This is a genomic window from Allobosea sp. 05T439 (assembly GCF_056396005.1).
Genome location: NZ_JBFTKP010000010.1, coordinates 22,511 through 44,244 on the forward strand (window position 1 = coordinate 22,511; position 21,734 = coordinate 44,244).

Sequence of the window (21,734 nt, forward strand, 5' to 3'; positions counted from 1 at the left end):
GAGACCTGCCCCACTCAGCGCTCGGCGCCGCCGGCCTGGCGCATCGCCTCCTCCGAGGCGAGAAAGGCCGCGACCTCGGCGCTCTGCGGCGGGCTCTCGGCGCTGATTCCGATATCGGCGAGAATGCGGGTCACCGGCACGTATCTCCTGGTCGCACGATCGTAGAGGGCAGCCCGCACCAGCGCCACGGCAGCGACGATCTCCGTGCCGTCGCGCCCCCGGCTGAGAATGCGATGCTGCATCACCAGCCAGTTCTCGGTCCAGCACAGGATCCGCGTCTCCAGCGCGAAGGGGCGGAACAGGCGCAATTCACGCCTGAAACGAATCATCCCGGCATTGACCACCGGCACCCAGCCCTCCCGCAGCACCGTGCGCCAGAGCCCGGTACGCAGCATCAGGTCGGTCCGCCCGAGATCCATGAGACTCCAGTAGCGGCCATTGTTCATGTGCAGGCTGGTGTCGAGATCGTGAAACCAGACGCGGAACGGCAGGACCGACATGTCGAAAGGTGGCTTCAGCCTGGATCGGAAGAGCGTGGTGACAAGAAGCCAGAGCAGGCGCAGCCAGAGGTTCATGCAGGCTCCTGTGGAGTGTCGCCGTCAGACGGCGCGCCCCGTTCCCGATGTCGCGACGATTGGCCATATCATCGTCACCGACTCGCGCCACTCTTTCGCACGTCCTGCAGCGGAACTCGCCATGCCGACACTCCATGTTTCGTCCCTCGCCCGGCTTCACGAGACGGTCGCATCGGTCGGTGCCAGCCATGTCGTGACCTTGATCAACGTCAACACGGTCGTGGAACGCCCGGCCGGCATTCTGCCCGAGCGGCATCTCTTCATCGGCATGTCGGACATCACGGCGCCGCTGGACGGGCATGTCCTGCCCGACGAGGACCATGTCCAGCGCTTCCTGAGCTTCATCCGCGACTGGGACCGCGCCGCGCCGATCGTGTTTCACTGCTGGGCGGGCATCAGCCGCTCGACCGCGGCGGCCTACATCGCGACCTGCGCCCTGCGGCCCCAGCGTGACGAGGCGGAGATTGCGCTTGCGCTGCGCAGCGCATCTGCCTCGGCCACGCCCAACGCCCGGCTCGTCTCGATCGCAGACCAGATCCTCGGACGCTCCGGTCGCATGACCACCGCAATCGAGAGCATCGGCCGGGGTGCGGACGCGTTCGAAGGCACTCCGTTCCGCATCGATCTCGATTGAGGCGGCGCCGGCCTTGCTGCATCGTGGTGGTGACATGCCCAAAGTCACAGCCCCCGCCATCGAGATCGGCCTCGCGGCAGCGATCGTCGCCTTCACCGGCAACCAGCCGCATATCCTGACGGCGCAGGGTCACGACGGAGACGCCACGCCGGGCCTCCCCTACGGCCCGTTCGACCCACTGGCGCATCGCACCTTCGAGATCGGCCTGCGCTCCTGGGTTGCGGACCAGACCGCGCTGTCGCTCGGCTATGTCGAACAGCTCTACACGTTCGGGGATCGCGGGCGGCAGGCGGAGATCCGCGATACCGGCCCCCATGTCGTCTCGGTCGGTTATCTCGCGCTGACCCGTGCGCCATCCCTGCCTGAGCAGGTCGCATTCCAGCCCTGGTATGGCTTCTTTCCCTGGGAGGACTGGCGCGCCGGCCGCCCGGCGGTCCTCGACTCGACCATCCTGCCGCAGCTCGACGACTGGGCGCAGGACAAGGCGGCCGAACGCGCGGAGCAGGAGCGGCGCGCCCTGTCGCGCCAACAGCGCATCGCAAGTTGCTTCGGGCTCGGTGGCGTGCCCTGGGACGAGGAGAAGACGCTCGAGCGCTACGAACTGCTCTACGATGCCGGGCTCGCCTATGAGGCGCTACGCGACCGGCGCCCCGATGCACTGCCGCGTTCCCCCAGTCCCCTGCTGGGCCGGCCGATGCGCTTCGACCATCGCCGCATCCTTGCGACCGCGATCGGCCGACTGCGCGCCAAGCTCAAATACCGTCCGGTCGTGTTCGAACTGATGCCGGACGCCTTCACCCTGACCGCGCTGCAGAACACGGTCGAGGCGATCTCGGGCCGGCACCTGCACAAGCAGAACTTTCGGCGGCTGGTCGAAAGCGCAGCGCTGGTGGAGCCGACTGGCACGATGACCCGCACTGCCGGGCGCCCCGCCGCGCTMTTCCGCTATCGCCGAGAAGTCATTGCCGAGAGGCCGGCTCCGGGCCTGCGCGTCGGCGGGCGCAACCTCGGAGGAGAGCGGTAGTTTTGTGCGGATGCGAAGGGAGTTGTCGTGCATATCAGCGCGACAGCCGAGAAACTGAGCAGAAAATTGCTTGCTTCTTACGAAATTTGCGACAATGCATCGCCCTCAAGAGGGGCCAAAGCCATGACGATCGAACTCGATTCCCGCGACCGGACCATTCTGCGCATCCTGCAGACCGATGGGCGGATCACCAATTCGGACCTCGCCGAAAGGGTTCACCTCTCCCCGTCCGCCTGTCTGCGCCGCGTCCGGCAATTGGAAGAAAGCGGGCTGATCCGCGGCTATGCGATGATGCTCGACGACAAGATCGCCGGCTTCCCCGGCACGGCCTTCGTCTTCGTTACGCTGGACCAGCAGGGGCGTGCCTCGCTTGAAGGGTTCGAGCAGGCGGTGCAGAATCTGCCCGAAATCCTGGAATGCCATCTGCTGGCTGGCGCGCATGACTATCTGATGCGGGTCATCTATCGCGACAGCGCTGATTTCGAGCGCATCCACACCGACATCATTACCCAGCTGCCGGGCGTCACGCGTGTGCAATCGACGCTGACGCTGCGCACGATCAAGAAGACCTCCGCATTGCCGGTCTGATGCAGGGTTGCAGCGAACAGGGCCAGAGCCGATAAGAGTGGCCCAACGGGAATCGCCGATCTTGACCGACGCCAAAACCAATTCCGATATCGCCGCCCTGCCCTTCGAAGAGGCGCTGAAGCAGCTCGAGAGCATCGTTGCCCGGCTCGAGCGCGGCGACGTGCCACTCGAGGAATCGATCGACATCTACACCCGCGGCGAAGCGCTCAAGGCACGCTGCGACGCCCTGCTGAAGCAGGCCGAGGCCCGTATCGAAAAGATCACGCTCGGCGCCGACGGCAAACCGGCCGGCACGACGCCGCTGGACGTCGACAAGTAAGCCGGCGCGGCCCGCGGGCTAAAGCATCGGCCCGAAAAGTGGATTGCGGTTTTCGGGGCAAAGCCGATGCAAAGACAAAGGGTTAGATCATCGAACTGGATACGATATCCGGTCCGATGATTTAGGCGGAGAGCAGCGCCTCGATCAGCCCCGCCACATGCTGCACTGCCGGATCGCGGTCACTGCGCCTGTGCCAGGCGACATGGAGCGGAAAACCCGGCACCGGAATCGGCGGCTCCCGCACCGCATAGTGCTCGCCGCTATCCCGAGGGAGCGTCCGGCTCGGCAGCAGCGCGATCAGGTTGGAATCGAGCAGCAGCGGCGGAACGATCAGGAAGCTCGGCACGACCATGCCGACATGGCGCTTCCTGCCGAGGACCGAGAGCGCTTCGTCAAGCGCGCCGAAGGTTTCGCCGCGGCCCGAAACCAGAACATGCGGATAGGCGAGCCAGCGATCCAGATCGAAGGCTAGCGCCGCCGGGTGCTCCTTCCGCATCGCCACGACGTAACGCTCGCGCAGCAATTCCTTGCGGGTAAAATCCTTCTCGACGCTGGGGATGACCGAGACGGCAAGATCAGCATGGCCTCGCGCCAGGCCGTCAAGCGCCTCCGGCGCACCGCGCCAGGGCATGAGCGCCAGTGTGATGCCAGGGGCCGTGCGCGCGAGCTCACTATACAAACCTCCGGCCAGCAGGGCGGGCGGCAGCTCCGCCGTCACCACCCGGACAATCTGCTGCAAGGTGGCGAGATCGGGCTGCGGCGGATCGAGCAAGGCTGTCATCTGAGCCAGCAGATCCTTGATCGGCTGCTGGAGCGATTGCGCCCTTGCGGTCGGCCGCATCTGCCCGCCGCCGCGCTCCAGGAGCCTGTCATTGAAGAGATGCCGGCAGCGATCGAGCGCGCTGGATGCTGCCGGCTGGGACAGTCCAACCCGCTCAGCGGCGCGCGAAACATGGGCTTCGTCCAGAAGCGCATCGAGGACGACAAGGAGGTTGAGATCGGTCGATCTTAAATTCATGAAATGGATAATACGATATATCGATCATCCATTGGAGTAATTTTGTTGGCACCCGCATCCTCTGCACATCACAAAGGAGGACGCCGTGCCCAACACCCTGATCCTGTTGTTCCACCCCGATTTCGCCACATCGAATGTCAACCGCGCCCTCTGCGAGGCCGTTGCCGAACTGCCGGGCATCACCGTCGTCGACATGCAGGCACAGTATTCAGATGGCGTGATCGACGTCGATGCGGAGGTCGCACGCCTCCTCGCGGCAGACCGGATCGTCCTGCAATTCCCGGTGCAGTGGTATTCGACACCACCACTGCTCAAAGCCTGGCAGGATGCGGTGCTGACCCGGATGTTCTACCTGGCCTACCAGGACGAAGGGCGCCTGCTCGCCGGCAAGCCGGTCCTGATCGCCGCGACCGCCGGCAATGTTGCGGAGGCCTATACGCCCGCGGGCCAGAACCGCTTTTCGCTTCGCGAGCTTCTCCGCCCCCTGGAAGCGACGGCCCATCGCTGCGGCCTCGCCTGGCAGGAACCCTTTCTGATCTACGAGACCCGCAAGGCCGACACTGAGGCGCTGCAGCTCGCCGGAGAGCACTATGCCGGCCGGATCAGCCGCCTTCCGTGCCCCATCACGGAACCAGCGCGGGAATCGATCCAGCCCCTGCACGCCGCCAATGCCGGCCTCCTGCTGCTGGCCGGAACCAGCCTCGCGAGGACGACAGGTTAGCGACGACCTGCACGGCCTTGGATACGGCAGAGCTGCCGCGCGCCGGAAGCCGGAGCGCGGCACACCCGCCCGCAGGCTTAGCCTGCCTGTTCCGAGCGGCTGGAGGCCTTCAGGATCGCAGCTCCCAAGGCGGATTTCAGGACGGCCCCCACGATGAACGGGACGACGCCAAGGAGCAGCGCGCGCTCGACGCCGATCAGGGTCGCAAGCCATGCTGCGCCGATCACCAGGCAGAGCGCATTGCCGAGCAGCATCGCGGCGAAGGACCGCATGAGCCTGCTCCCGCCCCAGCCGCGCTCGGCAAGCCAGCCGACCATGGCGGCCACGATCGGGAAGGAGAAGAGATAGCCGCCTGTCGGGCCCATGAAATGCGGCAGGCCGGACGCGCCGCCGGCGAGAACCGGCAGCCCGAGCGCCGCCTCGAACAGCCAGGCGAGGACAGTGACGGCGCCAAGACGCCAGCCATAGAATGCGCCGATCAGCGTCACCGCCAGCGTCTGCAGCGTGATCGGCACCGGAACCATCGGCACGCTGATTTGCGAGGCCAGCGCCAGGAGCAGGGTTCCGAACAGCACGGCGCCCGCCTGCACGAGGACAGGGCGGCTGCTCAGGCGCAGCGGACCGCCCGCCAGCTGCGTCGTAGCATAGGTCATTGCGTTCATTGCGATCTCCATCAATGATCAGATGCATATTATCTATAATTCATGAATCTGATCTATGATGGACTCCACATCGCGGCGAAGAATGCAAGCCCCTCCCGCCATGCACCTGTCATCCGACGATCGAAAAGGCCTCGCGCGTGCCACCGGAGGAGGTGCGAACCGGCTTGGTCCCAATCCACTGGACATGCCGCGCAAGCGTCGCCGCCGCGGCCTCGATTTGTCCTTCGCGCAACGCGGAGAGGATAGCACGGTGGTCGTGATCGGTGCGCGACTCCCATTCCGAACGCCAGGCAGCGAACAGGAACCGGGCGCTGGTCGCATGCAGATCATCGATCGCAGCCAGCAAGCGGGGCATGGCGCAGGGAGCGAGGATCAGCTTGTGAAAGCGCCGATTCGCATCCTCCCACGACCTCACATCCTGCGACTTGTCGCCGGCGCGCGTCGCTTCTTCGGCCTGCTCGAGGATCGCCCGGGTCAGATGTGGCGCGGCATGGCGCAGCGCCAACACCTCCAGCGCCGCCCGCATTTCCGCGACCTCGCGGACCTCCCGCAGATCGAAAGCGGCAACCCGCACGCCCCGGCGCGGCTCGCTGACGGCCAGACCCTGCGCTTCCAGCCTCTGAAAGGCCTCGCGCACCGGCACATGGCTGGCGCCGAACTCGGCCGCGACATGGTCCTGGCGCAAGCGGGCTCCGGGCTCGATCGCTCCGGAGATGATCCGGTCGGCCAGAGCGCGGCTGATCCGGATGGCGAGCGTGTCTTTCTGTTCGCTGGTCATTTTTTATAGATAATTTTGTTGTGATCTCCTGTCGAGCGCTTCGGATTCCCGGCGCATATCGATGCCGCTTGCCCCGTCGCGGCGTTGCGGCCAGACTCACCGTCAGATCCTGGGAGATCCCTCATGTCGCATCAGCCCGCCGATGACCCGATCCTGGGTGATGCCCGCTCCTGCCAGGCGATCGAGCAGGTCATCGTGCCGCGCGCTCATGACCTCGGCGGCTTTTCGGTCAGGCGCGCCCTGCCCTCGATCGGCCGGAAGATGGTCGGACCGTTCATTTTCTTCGACCAGATGGGCCCGGCCGAATTCCTGCTCGGCGAGGGTATCGATGTGCGCCCGCACCCGCATATCGGTCTGGCGACCGTGACCTATCTCTTCGACGGCGAGATCATGCATCGCGACTCGCTCGGCACGGCGCTGCCCATTCGCCCCGGTGCGGTCAACCTGATGACGGCGGGACGCGGCATCGTTCACTCCGAACGCACGGCGCCAGAAGAGCGTCTCAAGGCGCCGAAGCTCTATGGCATCCAGACCTGGCTCGCCTTGCCGAAGAGCCATGAGGAAGTCGCGCCGGAATTCATCCATCACGCCGCGCCCGAACTGCCGCGCATCGTCGAAGGCGGCAAGCGCATCAGCCTGATCATGGGCTCAGCCTACGGCCAGACCTCGCCGGTGAAATTCCCCTGGGATACGCTCTATGCCGAGGCGGTGCTGGCACCCGGCGCCATCCTGCCGCTCGACCCCGATTACGACGAGCGCGCGGTCTATATCGTCTCCGGCAAGATCGACATTGCCGGAGAGGAGTTCGGCGCCGGGCAATTGCTCGTCTTCAAGCCGGGCGACCGCATCTCGATCCTCGCGATCGACCAGAGCCGGCTGATGCTGGTCGGCGGCGAACCGATGGATGGCCCGCGCCATATCTGGTGGAATTTCGTCTCCTCCTCGAAGGAGCGCATCGACCAGGCGAAGGAGGAATGGAAAGCCGGCCGCTTCGACACCGTTCCCGGCGACGAAGCCGAGTTCATTCCCTTGCCGGAGAGCTGAGGGCAGTCCCGCGCAGCTCAGGGCTGCACGCTTGCTGGCCTGAGCCTGCGGGCCGTGCGTGTCCAGATCCGTGGGAAACGATGAACCTGCGGGTCGTCGGACACACAGCCATTCGAAGCCTGCCCATTATCCGGCCTGCAACCCAGACCGCAGCTCGGCCGAAGAGAGTTCGCCCGAAGGAATCGCCCTCAACGCCGGCATGCGGGAGGCCAGGATCGCGGCGACCGAGAGCGCGAAGAGGATGACGGGGAGCCAGATCGCCAGCCCAAGTCCGAGCCACTCGCCAGCAAGCCCTCCCGCAATCGCGCCTAACGGACGCATGCCGTACATCGCTGTCGTCAGCGTGGCACTGACGCGACCGAGCAAAGCCGGCGGCGTCACCGCCTGGCGCAGACTGGTCTGAATGATGCCCCAGAGAATCGGTCCGAAGCCGAAGAGGAAGAAGGCGAGCGCCAGCGCCGCAAGGCCGAGCGTCGCCGGAGCGATGGCCAGCAGCAGCGCGCCCAGGAGCGATGAAGCTGGGCCGAACACGAGAAGCAGCCCGGTTGGCAGGCGCGCGATCAGTGCGGCGCCGAAGAACGCGCCAAGGATCAGGCCGGCACCATAGACCGACGAGGAGAGACCGATCGTCTCCGGGGCGAGCAGCAGAATGCGCGCGGCATAGGGTGCGAACAGCGCCATGAAGGCGAAGAAGGCAAGGTTCCAGGCGATGGCGCAGAGCGCGATCGGCCTGAGATAGGGATGTTGCAGGACGAAGGCCCCGCCTTCCGCAATGGCCCGGTGCAACGGCTGGCGTGCGGCTGCCACCGGCCGCTCAGACGGCAGGCGCATGGCAAGCGCCAGGACCACGATTCCACATAGGGCACACAGCGCCAGCCCGAGCGCGCCGATGCCTCTTGCGACAGCCCAGCCGGCGAGCAGCGGCGCGGCCAGGCTCAGCACCGCACGGCCGAGTTCCATCCGACCATTGGCACGCGGCAGATCCCTAACCGCCACCATGCGCGGCAAGAGCACGAAAATGGACAATGCGATGACAACCGGGCCGGTCGCGGCAATGAAGGCCGAGAGTGCCAACGCCCAGTTCGTATGCCCTGAGATGAGCAGCGCCGCGCCGATCAGCGAGCCCGACAGCAACAACCCGCCTCCGGCGAGAATCAGTGAGCGGGGCGCAACCCGGTCCGCCCACACCCCCGCAGGCAGCGAGACGACGAGCCATGCCGCCGACTGAGCCGCGACAAGCAGGCCGACAAGCCGACTGCTGGCGCCAGCCTCCGTCGCTGCGAGCGTGATAGTGTCGAGCGCCAGCTTGTCGGCGAACTGCGCGACGATGCCGGCCAGGAGCAGGCCGAGGGGAAGGTGCGACGACATGGCGGGTTTCCGTCTTTGCGAGGTTGCCGCCAGCGTCCCACGCCTAGGACATCAGCCCCACCCGTTTCCTGTCTTCCGGCGCTGTGACGACCCGCCGGTTTGCCAGCGCCGCTCGCAGGCTTTATTCGAAGTCGATCACCTCGAAGGAACGTGTCGCTCAACCGTGCCCCGCCCTGCCACTCCACTTCTCGATCAAGTGTCCGATCCCGCCGCATTGCGTCGCCTGGACGATGTCCAGTTGCGTCAGCTCGCCGACGAACTTCGCGCCGAGACCATCGATGCGGTCTCGGTCACCGGCGGCCATCTCGGCGCTGGCCTCGGCGTGGTCGAGCTGACCGTCGCCCTGCACCACGTCTTCGACACCCCGGATGACCGCCTGATCTGGGATGTCGGCCATCAGGCCTATCCGCACAAGATCCTGACCGGCCGGCGCGACCGCATCCGGACCTTGCGCCAACCCGGAGGCCTCTCCGGCTTCACCAGGCGCAGCGAGAGCGAGTACGACCCCTTCGGCGCCGCTCATTCCTCGACCTCGATCTCGGCCGGGCTCGGCATGGCGGTCGCGCGCGATCTCGCCGGCAAGCCCAACAATGTCATCGCGGTGATCGGCGATGGAGCGATGTCGGCGGGCATGGCCTATGAGGCGATGAACAATGCCGGAGCGCTCGGCTCCAGGCTGATCGTCATTCTGAACGACAACGACATGTCGATCGCGCCGCCGGTGGGCGCGATGTCAGCCTATCTCGCGCGGCTGGTCTCTGGACGCACCTATCGCTCGCTCCGCGAGGTGGCAAAATATCTGGCGGAGAAACTGCCCCGCTTCTTCCACGAGAAGGCCAGGCGCACCGAGGAGTTCGCGCGCGGCTTCTGGACCGGTGGAACGCTGTTCGAGGAGCTCGGCTTCTATTATGTCGGGCCGATCGACGGTCACAATCTCGACCACCTGCTTCCGGTGCTGCGCAATGTCCGCGATGCGCAGAGCGGGCCGATCCTCGTCCATKTCGTGACGCAGAAGGGCAAGGGCTATGCCCCTGCCGAGGCGAGCGCCGACAAGCACCACGCCGTGGTGAAGTTCGATCCCGTCACCGGGCAACAGGCCAAGGCTCCTGCGAATGCTCCGAGCTATACCAAGGTCTTCGCCAATGCGCTGATCAAGGCGGCGCGCGCGGACGAGAAGATCGTTGCCGTCACCGCCGCCATGCCCTCGGGCACCGGTCTCGATGCATTCGGCAAGGAATTTCCCGGCCGGACCTTCGATGTCGGCATTGCCGAGCAGCATGCGGTGACCTTTGCCGCCGGCCTGGCAAGCGAGGGCTACAAGCCGTTCTGCGCGATCTACTCGACCTTCCTGCAGCGCGCCTATGATCAGGTCGTGCATGATGTCGCCATCCAGAAGCTACCGGTGCGCTTCGCGCTMGACCGGGCCGGCCTTGTTGGCGCTGATGGCGCGACCCATGCCGGGGCCTTCGATGTGGCCTATCTCGCCTGCCTGCCCGACATGGTGGTGATGGCCGCAGCCGACGAGGCGGAACTGACCCATATGGTTGCGACCGCCGCCGCCTACGATTCCGGGCCGATCGCCTTCCGCTATCCGCGCGGCGAAGGCGTCGGCGTGGAGATGCCGCAAACCGGCATTCCGCTCGAGATCGGCAAGGGCCGGATCGTCCGCGAAGGGTCACGCGTAGCCATTCTGTCGCTGGGCACACGGCTTGCGGAGAGCCTTGCGGCTGCCGAGTTGCTCGCTCAGCGCGGGCTCTCGACCACGGTCGCCGACGCACGCTTCGCCAAGCCGCTGGACGAGGCGCTGATCCTGCGGCTCGCCCGCGAGCACGAGATCCTGATCACCGTCGAGGAAGGCTCGGTTGGCGGCTTCGGCAGCCATGTCCTTCACCTGCTGGCGAGAACCGGAATGCTCGACGGCGGGTTGAAGGTGCGAACGCTGACATTGCCCGATCTTTATCAGGACCAGGACAAGCCGGATGTGATGTACGCGCTGGCCGGGCTCGACGCCGCAGGCATCGTGCGCAGCGTCGAGCAGGCGCTGGGCACGCCGGACGCCGTGCGCCGCGCCTGAGCGCGGGCGGCTGAAATCATGAAGAGCCGGGCGGACCAGCTTCTCGTCGAGCGCGGCTTCTTCGAGAGCCGCGCGCGGGCACAGGCGGCGATTGCTGCGGGCCTCGTCTCGGCGGGCGGCGTCACCGTGCGAAAAGCCTCTGACATGATCGCGCGCGATGCCGAGATCCTGGCCGAGGCACCGCATCCCTATGTCTCGCGTGGCGGCCTCAAGCTGGCGGCCGCGCTCGATGCCTTCGGCTTCGATCCGGCCGGGCTGACCTGCGTCGATGTCGGCGCCTCTACCGGTGGCTTCACCGACGTCCTGCTCCGGCGGGGCGCGAGCCGCGTGTTCGCCGTCGATGTCGGGCGGGACCAGCTTCATCCCAGCCTGAGAGGCCTTGCGCGCGTCACCAGCCTCGAAGCGCGCGATATCCGGGCGTTGGCGGCGGGAGAATTTGCCCCGGCTCCCGCGCTCGCCGTGATCGATGTCAGCTTCATCTCGCTGAGGCTTGTCCTGCCGACCGTTGCCGGCCTGTTGACGCCCGAGGCCCGGATCGCGGCGCTGATCAAGCCGCAATTTGAAGCCGGACGAGCGGCGCTCAAGAAGGGCGTGGTGCGCGATGAAGCCGTGCACGCCCAGGTCTGCGCGGAGATTTCGACGCTGTTCGCGGAACTGGGCTTCGCGGTCAGCGGCCCGATCCCCTCACCGATCGAGGGCGGCGACGGCAATCGCGAGTTTCTGATTGGCGGCTACCGGTCAGGTTAGATCAAACCGCAGATCACTTTTCGGGCCGATGCTTAGGACGCTAACTCAGTTCGCGAACAGGGCGTCGATATTGCTCTGCAGTGAGCGGACATCGAAGTCGTCGGTGTCGATCTGACCGTTGACGTTGATGAAGAGCGTGGTGTGACCGATCAGACTGCGCAACGCTCCAGCTGCGACCTCGACGACTGCCGCGACGTCCTCGCCTTCATCCAGATCCCCGAGCAGCGCGGTCGCCGCAGCGATCAACTGGCTCATGGTGCGGCAGAGCTCTTCGAAAGCCTCGATCTGACGAGCGTCGAGCTGGTCGTAGGCAGCAAGCGCCTCCGGTGCGCAGCGCAGCCGCGAGGTCTGGAAATGCTCGCGATAGCCGACTGCCCGCCAGCTGCGGAGCTCGTCGATGATGCCGCGATCCATCGGCACCAATTCGATCAGCATCAGCGCTTCGCCATAGCGATTGAGATAGTCGGTCGAGAGCGGGGGCTTCCCGGTCGGACCCAGCCGTTCATCCGCGTCAACGGCCAGCGCTCTCATCGCGGGGGCGGTCATCCTCAGGCCTCTGAATTGGCGGGACTATGCTCGACCAAACCCGAATAAAGTGTTGATCCGAGCGGTAATGCTTGGCACATCCAGCGCGACATGTGTGGTCGCTACGCCATTACCCTTCCGCCTCAGGCGATGCGCGAACACTTCGCCTATCCCGAGCAGCCCAATTTTCCGCCGCGCTACAACATCGCGCCGACGCAGCCCGTGCCTGTCATCCGCAATCATGAAGGCGGACGACAGTTCCTGCTGATGCGCTGGGGCTTCATTCCCGGCTGGGTCAAGGACACCAGGGACATTCCGCTGGTGATCAATATCCGCAGCGAGAGTGCACGCGAGAAGCCGTCCTTTCGCGCTGCTTTCAGCCGCAGGCGCTGCCTGATGCCGGTCGACGGCTTCTATGAATGGCATCGGCTAGACAAGGAGAGCCGCCCCTATCTGTTCCGCAAGCCGGATCACGGCCTCTTTGCCTTCGCCGCCCTGTGGGAGACCTGGCATTCGCAGGACGGTTCCGAGATCGACACGGTCGCGATGGTCACCGGTCCGGCCAACGGCCTGATGTCAGCCTTCCACCACCGCTGCCCCGTCATCCTCGCACCTGCGGATCACGCAGCCTGGCTCGATGCCAGCGCGCGCGACGACGATGTCGCAACGCTGCTGAAGCCTCCGGCGGAGGATTTGCTGGAAGCGGTCCGGATCGGGACCGCGGTGAACCGGGTCAGCAATGACGGGCCTGAAGTTCAGGCCCCCTATGACGCGGCAACGGAAAACCGGGCACCGCCCGCAAGGCCGCGCCGGCCGGTCGAGCCACCGGCGCAGGGAAGCCTGTTCTGAGAGGGTTGGCCGTGTGCAGCCAAGCCTGACGGGCTGTCGTCTTACAGCACGGCGCCGGGGTTCAGGATGCCCTGCGGGTCGAGCGTCGCCTTCAATGTCTTCATCAGCGCGAGTTCGACCGGATCCTTCACGCTCGGGAGCAAGTAGCGCTTGAGCCGGCCAATGCCGTGCTCGGCCGAGATCGAGCCATGCATCTCGGTGACGATGGCGTGGACGGAGCGATTGATCTCATTCCAGCGCGCCAGGAAGGCCTCCTTGTCGGCCCCGACCGGCTGGCTGACATTGAAATGGATATTGCCGTCGCCAAGATGGCCGAAGGGCACCGCGCGGCAGCCGGGGATCATCGCCTCGACCGTCGCAATGGCGCGAGCCAGGAAATCCGGCGTTGCGTGCAGCGGCACGGAAATGTCGTGCTTGATCGAGCCGCCCTCGAAACGCTGCACCTCCGACAGCATCTCGCGCAGCTTCCAGAAATCCTTGCGCTGTTCCAGCGAGCCGGCCAGCGCGGCATCGGTGATCAGGCCGTTTTCCAGTGCCTCGCCCAGGAAGGATTCGACAGCCTCATTGAGACCGACCGCGCTTTGAGCCGAAACTTCCATCAGCACGTACCAGGGCGACGGTTCCGAAAGCGGGTCACGGGTACCGGCCGCATGGCGCAGCACGAACTCAAGCCCGATGCGCGGCATGAGTTCGAAGGTCGTCAATGTGCCGCCCGCGCCGGCCTTGGCGGCGTTGAGCAAGGCCAGCGCCTCCACCGGCCCCGGCAGCGCAAGGAAGGCCGTGGCGCGCGCCGCGGGAAGCGGGAAGAGCTTCAGCACCGCAGCGGTGATGACGCCGAGCGTTCCTTCGGCTCCGATGAAGAGGTTCTTCAGGTCGTAGCCGGTATTGTCCTTGCGGAGTTGCCTGAGCCCGTTCCAGATGCGGCCGTCGGCCAGCACGACCTCGAGCCCCATGCAGAGCTCACGAGCATTGCCATAAGCGATCACGGCGGTGCCGCCCGCATTGGTCGAGAGATTGCCGCCAATGGTGCAGGTGCCCTCCGAGGCGAGCGAGAGCGGGAAGAGCCGCCCGGCAGCTTCAGCCGCCTCCTGTGCGCGCTGGAGCGTAACCCCGGCCTCGACGATCATGGTGTCGCCTTCGGCATCGACGGCACGAACCTTGTCGAGCCGCTGCAGCGAGAGAATGATCTCACGCCCGTCGGCAACCGGGATCTGCCCCCCGACAAGCCCGGTATTCCCGCCCTGCGGCACCAGCGTCGTCCCGGTCTCGGCTGCAAGCCTGACGATCGCCGCGACCTCCTCGGTCGAGCCCGGCCGCACGACTGCCGTCGCCTGGCCGCGAAACAGATCCCGCCATTCCTTGAGATAGGGCAGCATCGCATCAGGCTCGGCGATGATGTTGCGCGCGCCGACGATGCCGGCCATCCGGTCCAGAACTTGAGCGCTCATAGGGTCTCCGGGGTCACTTCTTGCCTGAGCGCCGAAACCGGGCGACCAGCTCTATGTGAGCGGAATACCGGAACTGGTCGACCGGCGTGACACCGTCCAGCGCATATCCGCCCGCGACCAGAAGCGCCGCGTCGCGTGCGAAGCTCCCGGCATCGCAGGAGACATAGACGACGGTCGCGACCTTGGACGCGGCCAGCCGCTTCACCTGCGCCTCCGCGCCTGCGCGAGGCGGATCGAGCACCACCGCATCGAAGCCGTTCAGCTCGGACTCAAGCAGAGGCCGGCGAAAGAGATCGCGTTGCTCGCCCGTGACGGCCTTCAGCCCTTGCGTTGCGCTCGCGGCCCTGAGCAAAGCCTGCACGGCTGCCTTGTCGCTCTCCAGCGCATGAACCTGCGCCTTCTCCGCCAGCCGGAAGGTGAAAGGTCCGCATCCCGCGAAAAGATCCGCCACGCGCTTCACCTTCGGCAGCGCATCGACGACGAGCGCAGCGAGACGCTCCTCGCCTTCCGCCGTCGCCTGGAGAAAACCGCCGGGGCCGGGCGCAACATAGGCTCGCCCCATGGCCTGCAAAGGCGGGCGGCGCTCGACGATGACATCGCCATGCATGGCGAGCCGGGCGAGATCGAGCCGTTCGGCCACCTCAGTCAGGGTGAGGCGCAGCTTGCCTCCGGCAGGGCCGTGGCCGCGAATATCGACATCGAGCCCGGCCTCGGAGGTCGTAACCTGAAGGTCAAGCGGCTTGTTCGAGCCCCCCAGCCGGTTGGCGAGCAGCTGCGCGACGGCAGGAGCGCGCGCAAGGCCGGGAGCCAGAACCGGACAGGCCTCGACGGCAATGAGGTCATGACTGCGGGCCATCATGAAGCCGACCATCATGCCCGCGCCTTCGCGCCGGGCGTGGAAGGTCACACGGCGCCGACCCACTCCATGCGCATCGACCACCGCCGCTACCGGCGCATCGATCCCGACACGGGCGAGCGCGGTCACGATCTGCTGCCGCTTCCAGTCCTGATAGAGTGCCGGAGGCATATGCTGCGCCGCGCAGCCGCCGCAGCGGGTAAAGAGCGGGCAGATCGCCGCCACCCGCGATTCAGCGGGCGCCAGGATCTCGACGAGTTGCGCGCGGTCGCCATCGCGAACGACCCGCACCGTCTCCCCGGGCAGGGTATAGGGCACGAAGACCGCCCCTTGGGACGTCTCGGCAATGCCGTCGCCGCGCTGGCCGAGATGCGCGATCGTGAGGGTTTCGTTCATGGCGAGAATGGACATGCGGATTTACGTTTGTGACCTTCGGTTTAGGTTCGCCTATCAGGTTGAACCGAAAGAGGGAAATTCGGTCGCCCAATCCACGCAATTCGAAAAATTCTTCCCGTGAAACGAGAAGAAAATTCTCTATCTTGACGTGCAGCGCCGCTCCGGCCCGACCGGAGACGCGTCTCGGCCCGAGGAGCGATTTCCATCATGACGATCCGCAACGGTGTCATCGAAGCCATCGGCAATACGCCCCTGATCAAGCTCAAGCGTGCCTCGGAGATGACCGGTTGCACGATCCTGGGGAAGGCCGAGTTCATGAACCCGGGGCAATCCGTCAAGGACCGCGCCGCCCTCGCGATCATACGCGATGCCGAGGCGCGCGGCCTCCTGAAACCCGGCGGCGTGATCGTCGAAGGCACGGCCGGCAATACCGGCATCGGGCTTGCCCTCGTCGGCAATGCACTTGGGTATCGCTCGGTGATCGTGATCCCCGAGACGCAGTCGCAGGAAAAGAAGGACATGCTGCGGCTTGCCGGCGCGACGCTGGTCGAGGTGCCTGCGGTCGGCTACGCCAATCCCAATAATTACGTGAAGGTCTCGGGCCGTCTCGCCGAGGAACTGGCGAAGAGTGAGCCGAACGGCGCGATCTGGGCCAACCAGTTCGACAACATCGCCAATCGGCAGGGGCATATCGAGACGACCGGGCCGGAGATCTGGCGACAGACCGACGGTAAGGTCGACGGCTTCATCTGCGCGGTCGGCACCGGCGGCACGCTTGCCGGCGCCGCGATCGCGCTGAAGGGTTTCAACCCAAAGATCCGCATCGGCCTTGCCGATCCGATGGGGGCGGCCCTGCATTCCTGGTTCACGACCGGCGAATTGAAGGCGGAAGGCTCCTCGATCACAGAGGGCATCGGTCAGGGCCGGATCACCCGGAATATCGAGGGCGCTCCGATCGACGTCTCCTTCCAGATCCCTGACGAGGAGGCGATCCCGCTCGTCTTCGAACTGCTGGAGCATGAAGGGCTTTGCCTCGGCGGTTCTTCCGGCATCAATGTCGCCGGCGCGATCAGGCTGGCAAAGGAGATGGGTCCGGGCCACACCATCGTGACCATCCTCGCCGATTACGGCACACGCTATCAGTCAAAGCTGTTCAATCCGGAATTCCTGCGCTCGAAGGGCCTGCCCGTTCCTGGCTGGCTGACGCGCGGCAGCGAGGGCCTGAAGGACGTGATGGCCCGCGTGCTGGCGTGACACCGTGCTGCTGAACCGCAGGACATTGGATGGCATCGCAGCCGGGCGCGTCACGCTTGTGTTCCGCCGCTGGCGCCGGCCCAGCGTCAGGGCGGGCGGCACGCTCCTGACGAGCATCGGCCTGCTGGCGATCGAGGATGTCGATCCGGTCGCGGAGATCAGCGAGGACGACGCGCGTGCCGGAGGACATGTCATGCGTGAAAGCCTGCTTGCAGAGCTTTCGAGCCGCGAGGGCCAGCTCTACCGGATCCGCCTGCGGCTTGCCGGGCCAGATCCACGCATCGCCTTGCGGGCKGAGGCCGAGCTTGGCGAGCCGGAGATGCACGACATCGAAACGCGCCTCATGCGCCTCGACGCGCGCCGGGCCTGGACGCTGGCGACGCTCGCACTGATCGCGGCTCATCCGGCACGGCGCGCACCAGAGCTTGCGGCACTGCTTGGCAGAGAAACCCTTCCGTTCAAGCAGGATGTGCGCAAACTCAAGGCGCTCGGGCTGACGGAAAGCCTGACGAGCGGCTATCGCCTGTCGCCGCGCGGAGAGGCGCTGCTCCAGCGCCTCTCGCCCCGATGACGGAGCAGCGATCTACTGGATCGGCTTGACGCTGCTCATGATCGTGTCGATCGCCTTGCCATGCTTCGTGCGCTCCTCATCGGAGCCCCAGAGCGTCAGCATGATCATGCGGTTCTTGCCGGCCGACATCATGATGAACTCGACTGTCGTCGGCCCGTTGTCGTCGCTGGTTTCGAACTGGAAGATGGTCGCAGGAATGCCATTCAGAGGCGCCTCGGCCTTCTTCGGCGGCACCTTCTTGATGTTGTTCTCCTTCATCCACTTCTCGTTATTGTCCAGCATCGCTTCGACATCGCGGGCGCTGGCATATTCGACGGAGAAGAAGACGTCCTTGCCGGGAGACTGGGCGGAGTAGCCATAGGCGATCTCCTCGGTGGCCCAATTGTCCGGCACGGTGATGGTGACGGCAGGATCCTTGTCGGGAACCGCGAAATTGCGCGCATGGGCCGATGTCGCGAGCACGCCCAGAAGGGCGACCGCCGCCAGAATTCGCTTCATGTGATGTTGGTCCAAGGAAGCTTCCGGCACAGCGCCTGGAAAGCCCCTGACCTTTGGCCATTATCGCGGGCCGGGCAATCTTCAATCCAGGCGTCAGAGCCACTTTTTCCAGCGGAATAAGACATAGGGCACCACGGCCGCGACGATCATCATGCCGACCGCGATCGGGTATCCGAACTGCCAATCCAATTCCGGCATCGTCTTGAAGTTCATGCCGTAGACCGAGGCGATCAGCGTCGGCGGCATCAGGGCGACGGCGACGACCGAGAACAGCTTGATGATCTTGTTCTGCTCGATGCTGACCAGACCCAGCGTGGCATCGAGCATAAATTGCAGCTTGCTCGAGAGGAAGGTCGCGTGCTCCTCGATGGCCTGGACGTCGCGAATCGAGGTCCGCCATTCCGGTGCGAAGCCGCTCGCGGCCTTCTTCGGCCGCTTGTAATTGGCCGACAGGAAGAGCAGCACGCGCTCGATTGCCACCATGCTCTCGCGCACATTCGAGATGATGTGCTCGTACTGGCCGATTTTCTGGATCACGCCCTGATAGGCGCTGCCCTGCTCGACCTCGGCCGCCTTGCCGTCGAAGATCCGGCGCGAGGCACCGTCGATCTTGTCGCCGACACCGCGCAGCACCTCGGCGGCTCGGTCGACGATGGCCTCGATCAACCCTTCCATGATGGCTTCTGGCTGCATGCCGCAGCCGCCCGGCTTGGCGACCCGGTTGAGAAAGATGCCGAAGGCACCGGGCTCGTCATAGCGCACGGTCACCAGCGCCTTCTCGGTCAGGATGAAGGTGACGTCCGCCAGCTTGGGGACATTGCTGTCCGACTGGCAGATTACCCGCGCCGTCATGTAATGGGCGCCGTTCTCGGTATAGATGATCTCGGACGGCTCGAGGTCATGCATCTCCTCGCGCGTCGGGATCGAGATGCCGAGATGGGCCTCGACCCGCTTGTCGTCCGTGGAGGTCGGATTGAGGAGATCGATCCAGACGGCTCCCACCGGGATCGGCTCATCCTCCGAGAGCGGGCGATGGGCCAACCGGTCGCCATGGTCGGGGCAGATGCTGTGGATCAGGAGCATAGGGGAGCGACTCGTCGGCAGCCGACAGGCCGCTTTGCTGCAGGGCAGGAACTCCAAGCCACCAACGATGTCAAACCGATGACGCGCCTCGCGGCGCGCTTCACACCCCGCCCTTCACACCGGCTGGCGGCTTGCTGTCGGCGGGCACGAAGAAGTCCGGCATCAGCGGCACTGACGGATCGACGCGGTAGGCCGAAAAGTCGGTGACGCCTTCGCCGGCCATGAAGCTGTCGTCGATCAGGAAATTGCCGGAAAACTGCCGCGACGACTTCAGGAAGATCATATGCGCCGCATCGGCCAGGATCTCGGGCGTGCGGCTCGCCTGCACCATCTTGTCGCCGCCGAGCAGATTCTGGACGGCCGCTGTCGCGATGGTGGTGCGGGGCCAGAGTGCGTTGACCGCGATGCCCTTCGGGGCGAGTTCGCCGGCCAGGCCCAGCACGCACAGGCTCATGCCGTATTTCGCGATGGAATAGGCGAGATGCGGCGCGAACCAGTGCGTCTTCATGTCGAGCGGCGGCGAGAGCATCAGGATATGCGGGTTCTCCGCCTTCTCCAGATGCGGGATCGCATATTTCGAGACCATGAAGGTGCCGCGCGTGTTGATCTGGTGCATCAGATCGAAGCGCTTCATGTCGGTCATCTGCGTGTTGGTCAGATTGATCGCGCTCGCATTGTTCACGACGATGTCGATGCCGCCGAAGGTGGCTGCCGTCTTGGCAATGGCGTCCGCGACCGCAGCCTCATCGCGCACATCGACCATCAGCGGCAGGCATTTTCCGCCGGCGGCCTCGATTTCGGCGGCGGCGGTATGGATCGTGCCCGGCAGCTTCGGATGCGGCTCGGCCGTCTTCGCGGCAATGGTGACATTGGCGCCGTCGCGGGCCGCCTTGAGCGCGATCGCGAGCCCGATGCCGCGCGAGCCGCCGGTGATGAAGAGCGTCTTGTTCTTGAGCGACATGGTCTCTCTCCCTCTCAATCTGGAATGGTGAAACGGTCCGGCTGAGTGCCGTCCTTATCGGTGAAGCCATAGGCTCGCGCGAGATCGGCAACATGCAGCACGGTCCCGGCGTGCCGGTTGACATCGGGATCAGCGGCGAGCGCGGCGACGGCCCTGCCGGCATAGAGTGGCGTCTCCGTCGTCTCGGCCGCCATGCCGGCATCCTGCACGCGCTCGGTCAGGACATGGCCGGGCGAGAGGCCGAGCGCGGTGACACCGTAAGGCCTGAGTTCCTGCGCCATGGCGAAGGTCAGCCGGTTCATCGCAGCCTTGGCGAGATCGTAGACGACATCGCCGAGATAGCCCGCACCGGTATCGAAACCCACGGTGACGATCAGCCCCTTGCGCATCTGGACCATGGCCGGCGCAACGGCCTTCGCCAGCAGGAGCTGCGCATAGACGCCACTCTCGAAGCCCTGGCCCAACCGTGCAGCCGGGCGGCGCCAGAACGGCGTGCCAAAGGCCGATCCGTCGGGGTACCTGTCGCCGTCATAGCCCTCATTGCCGCCCCAGACCGCATCGACGACGCAATCGAGCCGGCCGAAGCGTCGCAGAGCCCAGGAGACAAGCTGATCGACCTCGCGCTCCTGCGTATGGTCGCAGCGATAGGGATGCCCTTTGCCGCCGGCCGCCTCGACCTCGCGCGCCGTGTCCTCAAAAGTCTCCGGCCGCTGGTCCGTGCKGGGGCCGGCCTCGCTGGAGCGGCCGGTAACGATGACGGTTGCCCCTGCTTCGCCCAGGGCCCGCGCGATGCCGCGCCCCAGGCCGCGCGAGGCTCCCGCAACGAGGCAGATGCGGCTAGCGAGCGGCGCTGCCGCAAGGTCGGCGCTGGTCACCACCGGAGCGACAATTCCGGTAGCGCAGGCATCGGCAATCCTCTAGACGGACCGTCCCCCGAATCAGGAGAGCCGGAATGGACAGCGCAGACGTCGCCGCCTGCTGGGAGGCCAATGCCGAAACCTGGACGCGCCATGCGCGCGCCGGCTACGACCTTTATCGGGATGCCCAGAACACGCCGGCCTTCATGGCGAACCTGCCCTCTGTCGCCGGGCTCGAGGGGCTCGACATCGGCTGCGGCGAAGGCGCCAATACGCGCCGCATTGCGCAGGCCGGCGCGCGGATGACCGGCATCGATATCGCGCCGACCTTCATTCGGCATGCACGGGAGGCGGAAGCGGTCGCTCCGCTCGGCATCGCCTACCAGGTCGCCGACGGCATGGATCTGCCCTTCGCCGGCGGGAGTTTCGATTTCGCGACCGCCTTCATGTCCCTGATGGATATGCCGCGGCAGGATCGCGTCCTGGCCGAAGCCGAACGCGTCCTGCGACCCGGCGGCTTCCTGCAATTCTCGATCCTGCACCCTTGCTTCGCCACGCCGTTCCGGCGGGTTCTGCGCCACGAGAACAAGACCGTACTCGGGATCGAGGTGCGCGAGTATTTCCGCGCCACCGATGGCGAGATCGAGACCTGGCGCTTCGGCGCTGCGCCCGAGCATGAGAAGGCCAAGGTCGAGCCGTTCAAGGTGCCGCGCTTCCACCGCACACTGAGCGAGTGGGTCAACCTCCTCATCACGACGAGCTTCACCATCGAGCATATGCACGAGCCGACGGTCGATGCCGAAACGGCGGCGCGCGAGCCCTATCTCGCGGATACCCGCGTCGCGCCGCTGTTCCTGCACATGCGCGTGCGCAAGGCCGGCTGA

Annotated in this window: 24 protein-coding genes; 12 read left to right on the forward strand and 12 right to left on the reverse strand. The window is 65.6% G+C overall.

Translation table 11 applies throughout. From position 1 onward, the window contains the following. Window positions 1-14 precede the first annotated feature (14 nt). Complete coding sequence (locus AC1DIO_RS13620) at window positions 15-575, reverse strand: thioesterase family protein (protein WP_476853514.1); 561 nt, start codon at window positions 573-575, stop codon at window positions 15-17. Window positions 576-696: 121 nt separating this feature from the next. Between AC1DIO_RS13620 and AC1DIO_RS13625 the strand changes: the two genes are divergently transcribed. From AC1DIO_RS13625 to AC1DIO_RS13640, 4 genes are all read left to right on the forward strand, one after another. Beyond that, the gene (locus tag AC1DIO_RS13625) at window positions 697-1,209 is read left to right on the forward strand and encodes a tyrosine phosphatase family protein (protein WP_441489229.1); all 513 of its coding nucleotides are present in this window, start codon (window positions 697-699) and stop codon (window positions 1,207-1,209) included. A 34-nt stretch (window positions 1,210-1,243) separates the two neighbouring features. Next, window positions 1,244-2,233: an NUDIX hydrolase gene (locus tag AC1DIO_RS13630; protein ID WP_441506542.1), complete on the forward strand. Its 990-nt coding sequence runs from the start codon at window positions 1,244-1,246 to the stop codon at window positions 2,231-2,233. Between the two features lie 123 nt (window positions 2,234-2,356). Then, window positions 2,357-2,821, forward strand: coding sequence for an Lrp/AsnC family transcriptional regulator (locus tag AC1DIO_RS13635; protein ID WP_441489030.1), 465 nt, complete (start codon window positions 2,357-2,359; stop codon window positions 2,819-2,821). Window positions 2,822-2,882: 61 nt separating this feature from the next. Continuing rightward, complete coding sequence (locus AC1DIO_RS13640; protein WP_441489029.1) at window positions 2,883-3,140, forward strand: exodeoxyribonuclease VII small subunit; 258 nt, start codon at window positions 2,883-2,885, stop codon at window positions 3,138-3,140. Window positions 3,141-3,261: 121 nt separating this feature from the next. Here the strand turns inward: AC1DIO_RS13640 and AC1DIO_RS13645 are convergent, their stop codons facing one another. Further along, the gene (locus AC1DIO_RS13645; protein WP_476853515.1) at window positions 3,262-4,158 is read right to left on the reverse strand and encodes a LysR family transcriptional regulator; all 897 of its coding nucleotides are present in this window, start codon (window positions 4,156-4,158) and stop codon (window positions 3,262-3,264) included. Window positions 4,159-4,243: 85 nt separating this feature from the next. Between AC1DIO_RS13645 and AC1DIO_RS13650 the strand changes: the two genes are divergently transcribed. Continuing rightward, window positions 4,244-4,879, forward strand: a complete 636-nt coding sequence (locus AC1DIO_RS13650; protein ID WP_441506539.1) for an NAD(P)H-dependent oxidoreductase — start codon at window positions 4,244-4,246, stop codon at window positions 4,877-4,879. Between the two features lie 77 nt (window positions 4,880-4,956). Here AC1DIO_RS13650 and AC1DIO_RS13655 read toward each other — a convergent pair whose 3' ends face one another. Further along, window positions 4,957-5,541, reverse strand: a complete 585-nt coding sequence (locus AC1DIO_RS13655) for a biotin transporter BioY (protein ID WP_441506538.1) — start codon at window positions 5,539-5,541, stop codon at window positions 4,957-4,959. Between the two features lie 109 nt (window positions 5,542-5,650). Then, window positions 5,651-6,319, reverse strand: coding sequence for a GntR family transcriptional regulator (locus tag AC1DIO_RS13660; RefSeq protein WP_441506537.1), 669 nt, complete (start codon window positions 6,317-6,319; stop codon window positions 5,651-5,653). Between the two features lie 123 nt (window positions 6,320-6,442). Here AC1DIO_RS13660 and AC1DIO_RS13665 point away from each other — a divergent pair, with 123 nt between their 5' ends. Then, window positions 6,443-7,363, forward strand: coding sequence for a pirin family protein (locus AC1DIO_RS13665; RefSeq protein ID WP_441506536.1), 921 nt, complete (start codon window positions 6,443-6,445; stop codon window positions 7,361-7,363). Window positions 7,364-7,489: 126 nt separating this feature from the next. Here AC1DIO_RS13665 and AC1DIO_RS13670 read toward each other — a convergent pair whose 3' ends face one another. Then, on the reverse strand, window positions 7,490-8,731 hold the full coding sequence (locus tag AC1DIO_RS13670) for an MFS transporter (RefSeq protein ID WP_441506535.1): 1,242 nt from the start codon (window positions 8,729-8,731) through the stop codon (window positions 7,490-7,492). 163 nt (window positions 8,732-8,894) lie between these two features. Between AC1DIO_RS13670 and dxs the strand changes: the two genes are divergently transcribed. Continuing rightward, window positions 8,895-10,805, forward strand: coding sequence for a 1-deoxy-D-xylulose-5-phosphate synthase (gene dxs, locus AC1DIO_RS13675; protein ID WP_476853516.1), 1,911 nt, complete (start codon window positions 8,895-8,897; stop codon window positions 10,803-10,805). Between the two features lie 18 nt (window positions 10,806-10,823). After that, window positions 10,824-11,552: a TlyA family RNA methyltransferase gene (locus AC1DIO_RS13680; protein ID WP_476853517.1), complete on the forward strand. Its 729-nt coding sequence runs from the start codon at window positions 10,824-10,826 to the stop codon at window positions 11,550-11,552. A gap of 45 nt (window positions 11,553-11,597) precedes the next feature. Here AC1DIO_RS13680 and AC1DIO_RS13685 read toward each other — a convergent pair whose 3' ends face one another. Next, window positions 11,598-12,098 (reverse strand): hypothetical protein, encoded by a 501-nt coding sequence (locus AC1DIO_RS13685; protein WP_476853518.1) that lies wholly within the window; start codon window positions 12,096-12,098, stop codon window positions 11,598-11,600. Between the two features lie 90 nt (window positions 12,099-12,188). Here AC1DIO_RS13685 and AC1DIO_RS13690 point away from each other — a divergent pair, with 90 nt between their 5' ends. Further along, window positions 12,189-12,926, forward strand: a complete 738-nt coding sequence (locus AC1DIO_RS13690; RefSeq protein ID WP_476853519.1) for an SOS response-associated peptidase — start codon at window positions 12,189-12,191, stop codon at window positions 12,924-12,926. A 41-nt stretch (window positions 12,927-12,967) separates the two neighbouring features. Here the strand turns inward: AC1DIO_RS13690 and AC1DIO_RS13695 are convergent, their stop codons facing one another. Together AC1DIO_RS13695 and AC1DIO_RS13700 are read right to left on the reverse strand one after the other, a co-directional pair. Then, window positions 12,968-14,374: an FAD-binding oxidoreductase gene (locus tag AC1DIO_RS13695; protein WP_476853520.1), complete on the reverse strand. Its 1,407-nt coding sequence runs from the start codon at window positions 14,372-14,374 to the stop codon at window positions 12,968-12,970. A 13-nt stretch (window positions 14,375-14,387) separates the two neighbouring features. Further along, a complete protein-coding gene (locus AC1DIO_RS13700; protein ID WP_441489019.1) occupies window positions 14,388-15,641 on the reverse strand; it encodes a class I SAM-dependent RNA methyltransferase in 1,254 nt (417 codons plus the stop codon). Between the two features lie 192 nt (window positions 15,642-15,833). Here AC1DIO_RS13700 and AC1DIO_RS13705 point away from each other — a divergent pair, with 192 nt between their 5' ends. Further along, entirely contained in the window at window positions 15,834-16,880 is a 1,047-nt protein-coding gene (locus tag AC1DIO_RS13705; RefSeq protein WP_441506530.1) for a cysteine synthase A, read from the forward strand. Between the two features lie 4 nt (window positions 16,881-16,884). Next, the gene (locus AC1DIO_RS13710; RefSeq protein ID WP_441506529.1) at window positions 16,885-17,451 is read left to right on the forward strand and encodes a hypothetical protein; all 567 of its coding nucleotides are present in this window, start codon (window positions 16,885-16,887) and stop codon (window positions 17,449-17,451) included. A 12-nt stretch (window positions 17,452-17,463) separates the two neighbouring features. Here AC1DIO_RS13710 and AC1DIO_RS13715 read toward each other — a convergent pair whose 3' ends face one another. The 4 genes from AC1DIO_RS13715 to AC1DIO_RS13730 form a co-directional block, all read right to left on the reverse strand. Next, complete coding sequence (locus AC1DIO_RS13715) at window positions 17,464-17,949, reverse strand: hypothetical protein (protein ID WP_476831691.1); 486 nt, start codon at window positions 17,947-17,949, stop codon at window positions 17,464-17,466. Window positions 17,950-18,042: 93 nt separating this feature from the next. After that, window positions 18,043-19,032 (reverse strand): magnesium transporter CorA family protein, encoded by a 990-nt coding sequence (locus AC1DIO_RS13720; protein ID WP_441506527.1) that lies wholly within the window; start codon window positions 19,030-19,032, stop codon window positions 18,043-18,045. 100 nt (window positions 19,033-19,132) lie between these two features. Continuing rightward, window positions 19,133-19,993: an SDR family oxidoreductase gene (locus AC1DIO_RS13725; RefSeq protein WP_441489015.1), complete on the reverse strand. Its 861-nt coding sequence runs from the start codon at window positions 19,991-19,993 to the stop codon at window positions 19,133-19,135. Window positions 19,994-20,007: 14 nt separating this feature from the next. Further along, on the reverse strand, window positions 20,008-20,868 hold the full coding sequence (locus AC1DIO_RS13730; protein WP_476853521.1) for an SDR family NAD(P)-dependent oxidoreductase: 861 nt from the start codon (window positions 20,866-20,868) through the stop codon (window positions 20,008-20,010). A gap of 77 nt (window positions 20,869-20,945) precedes the next feature. Here AC1DIO_RS13730 and AC1DIO_RS13735 point away from each other — a divergent pair, with 77 nt between their 5' ends. Continuing rightward, a complete protein-coding gene (locus AC1DIO_RS13735) occupies window positions 20,946-21,734 on the forward strand; it encodes a class I SAM-dependent methyltransferase (protein WP_476853522.1) in 789 nt (262 codons plus the stop codon).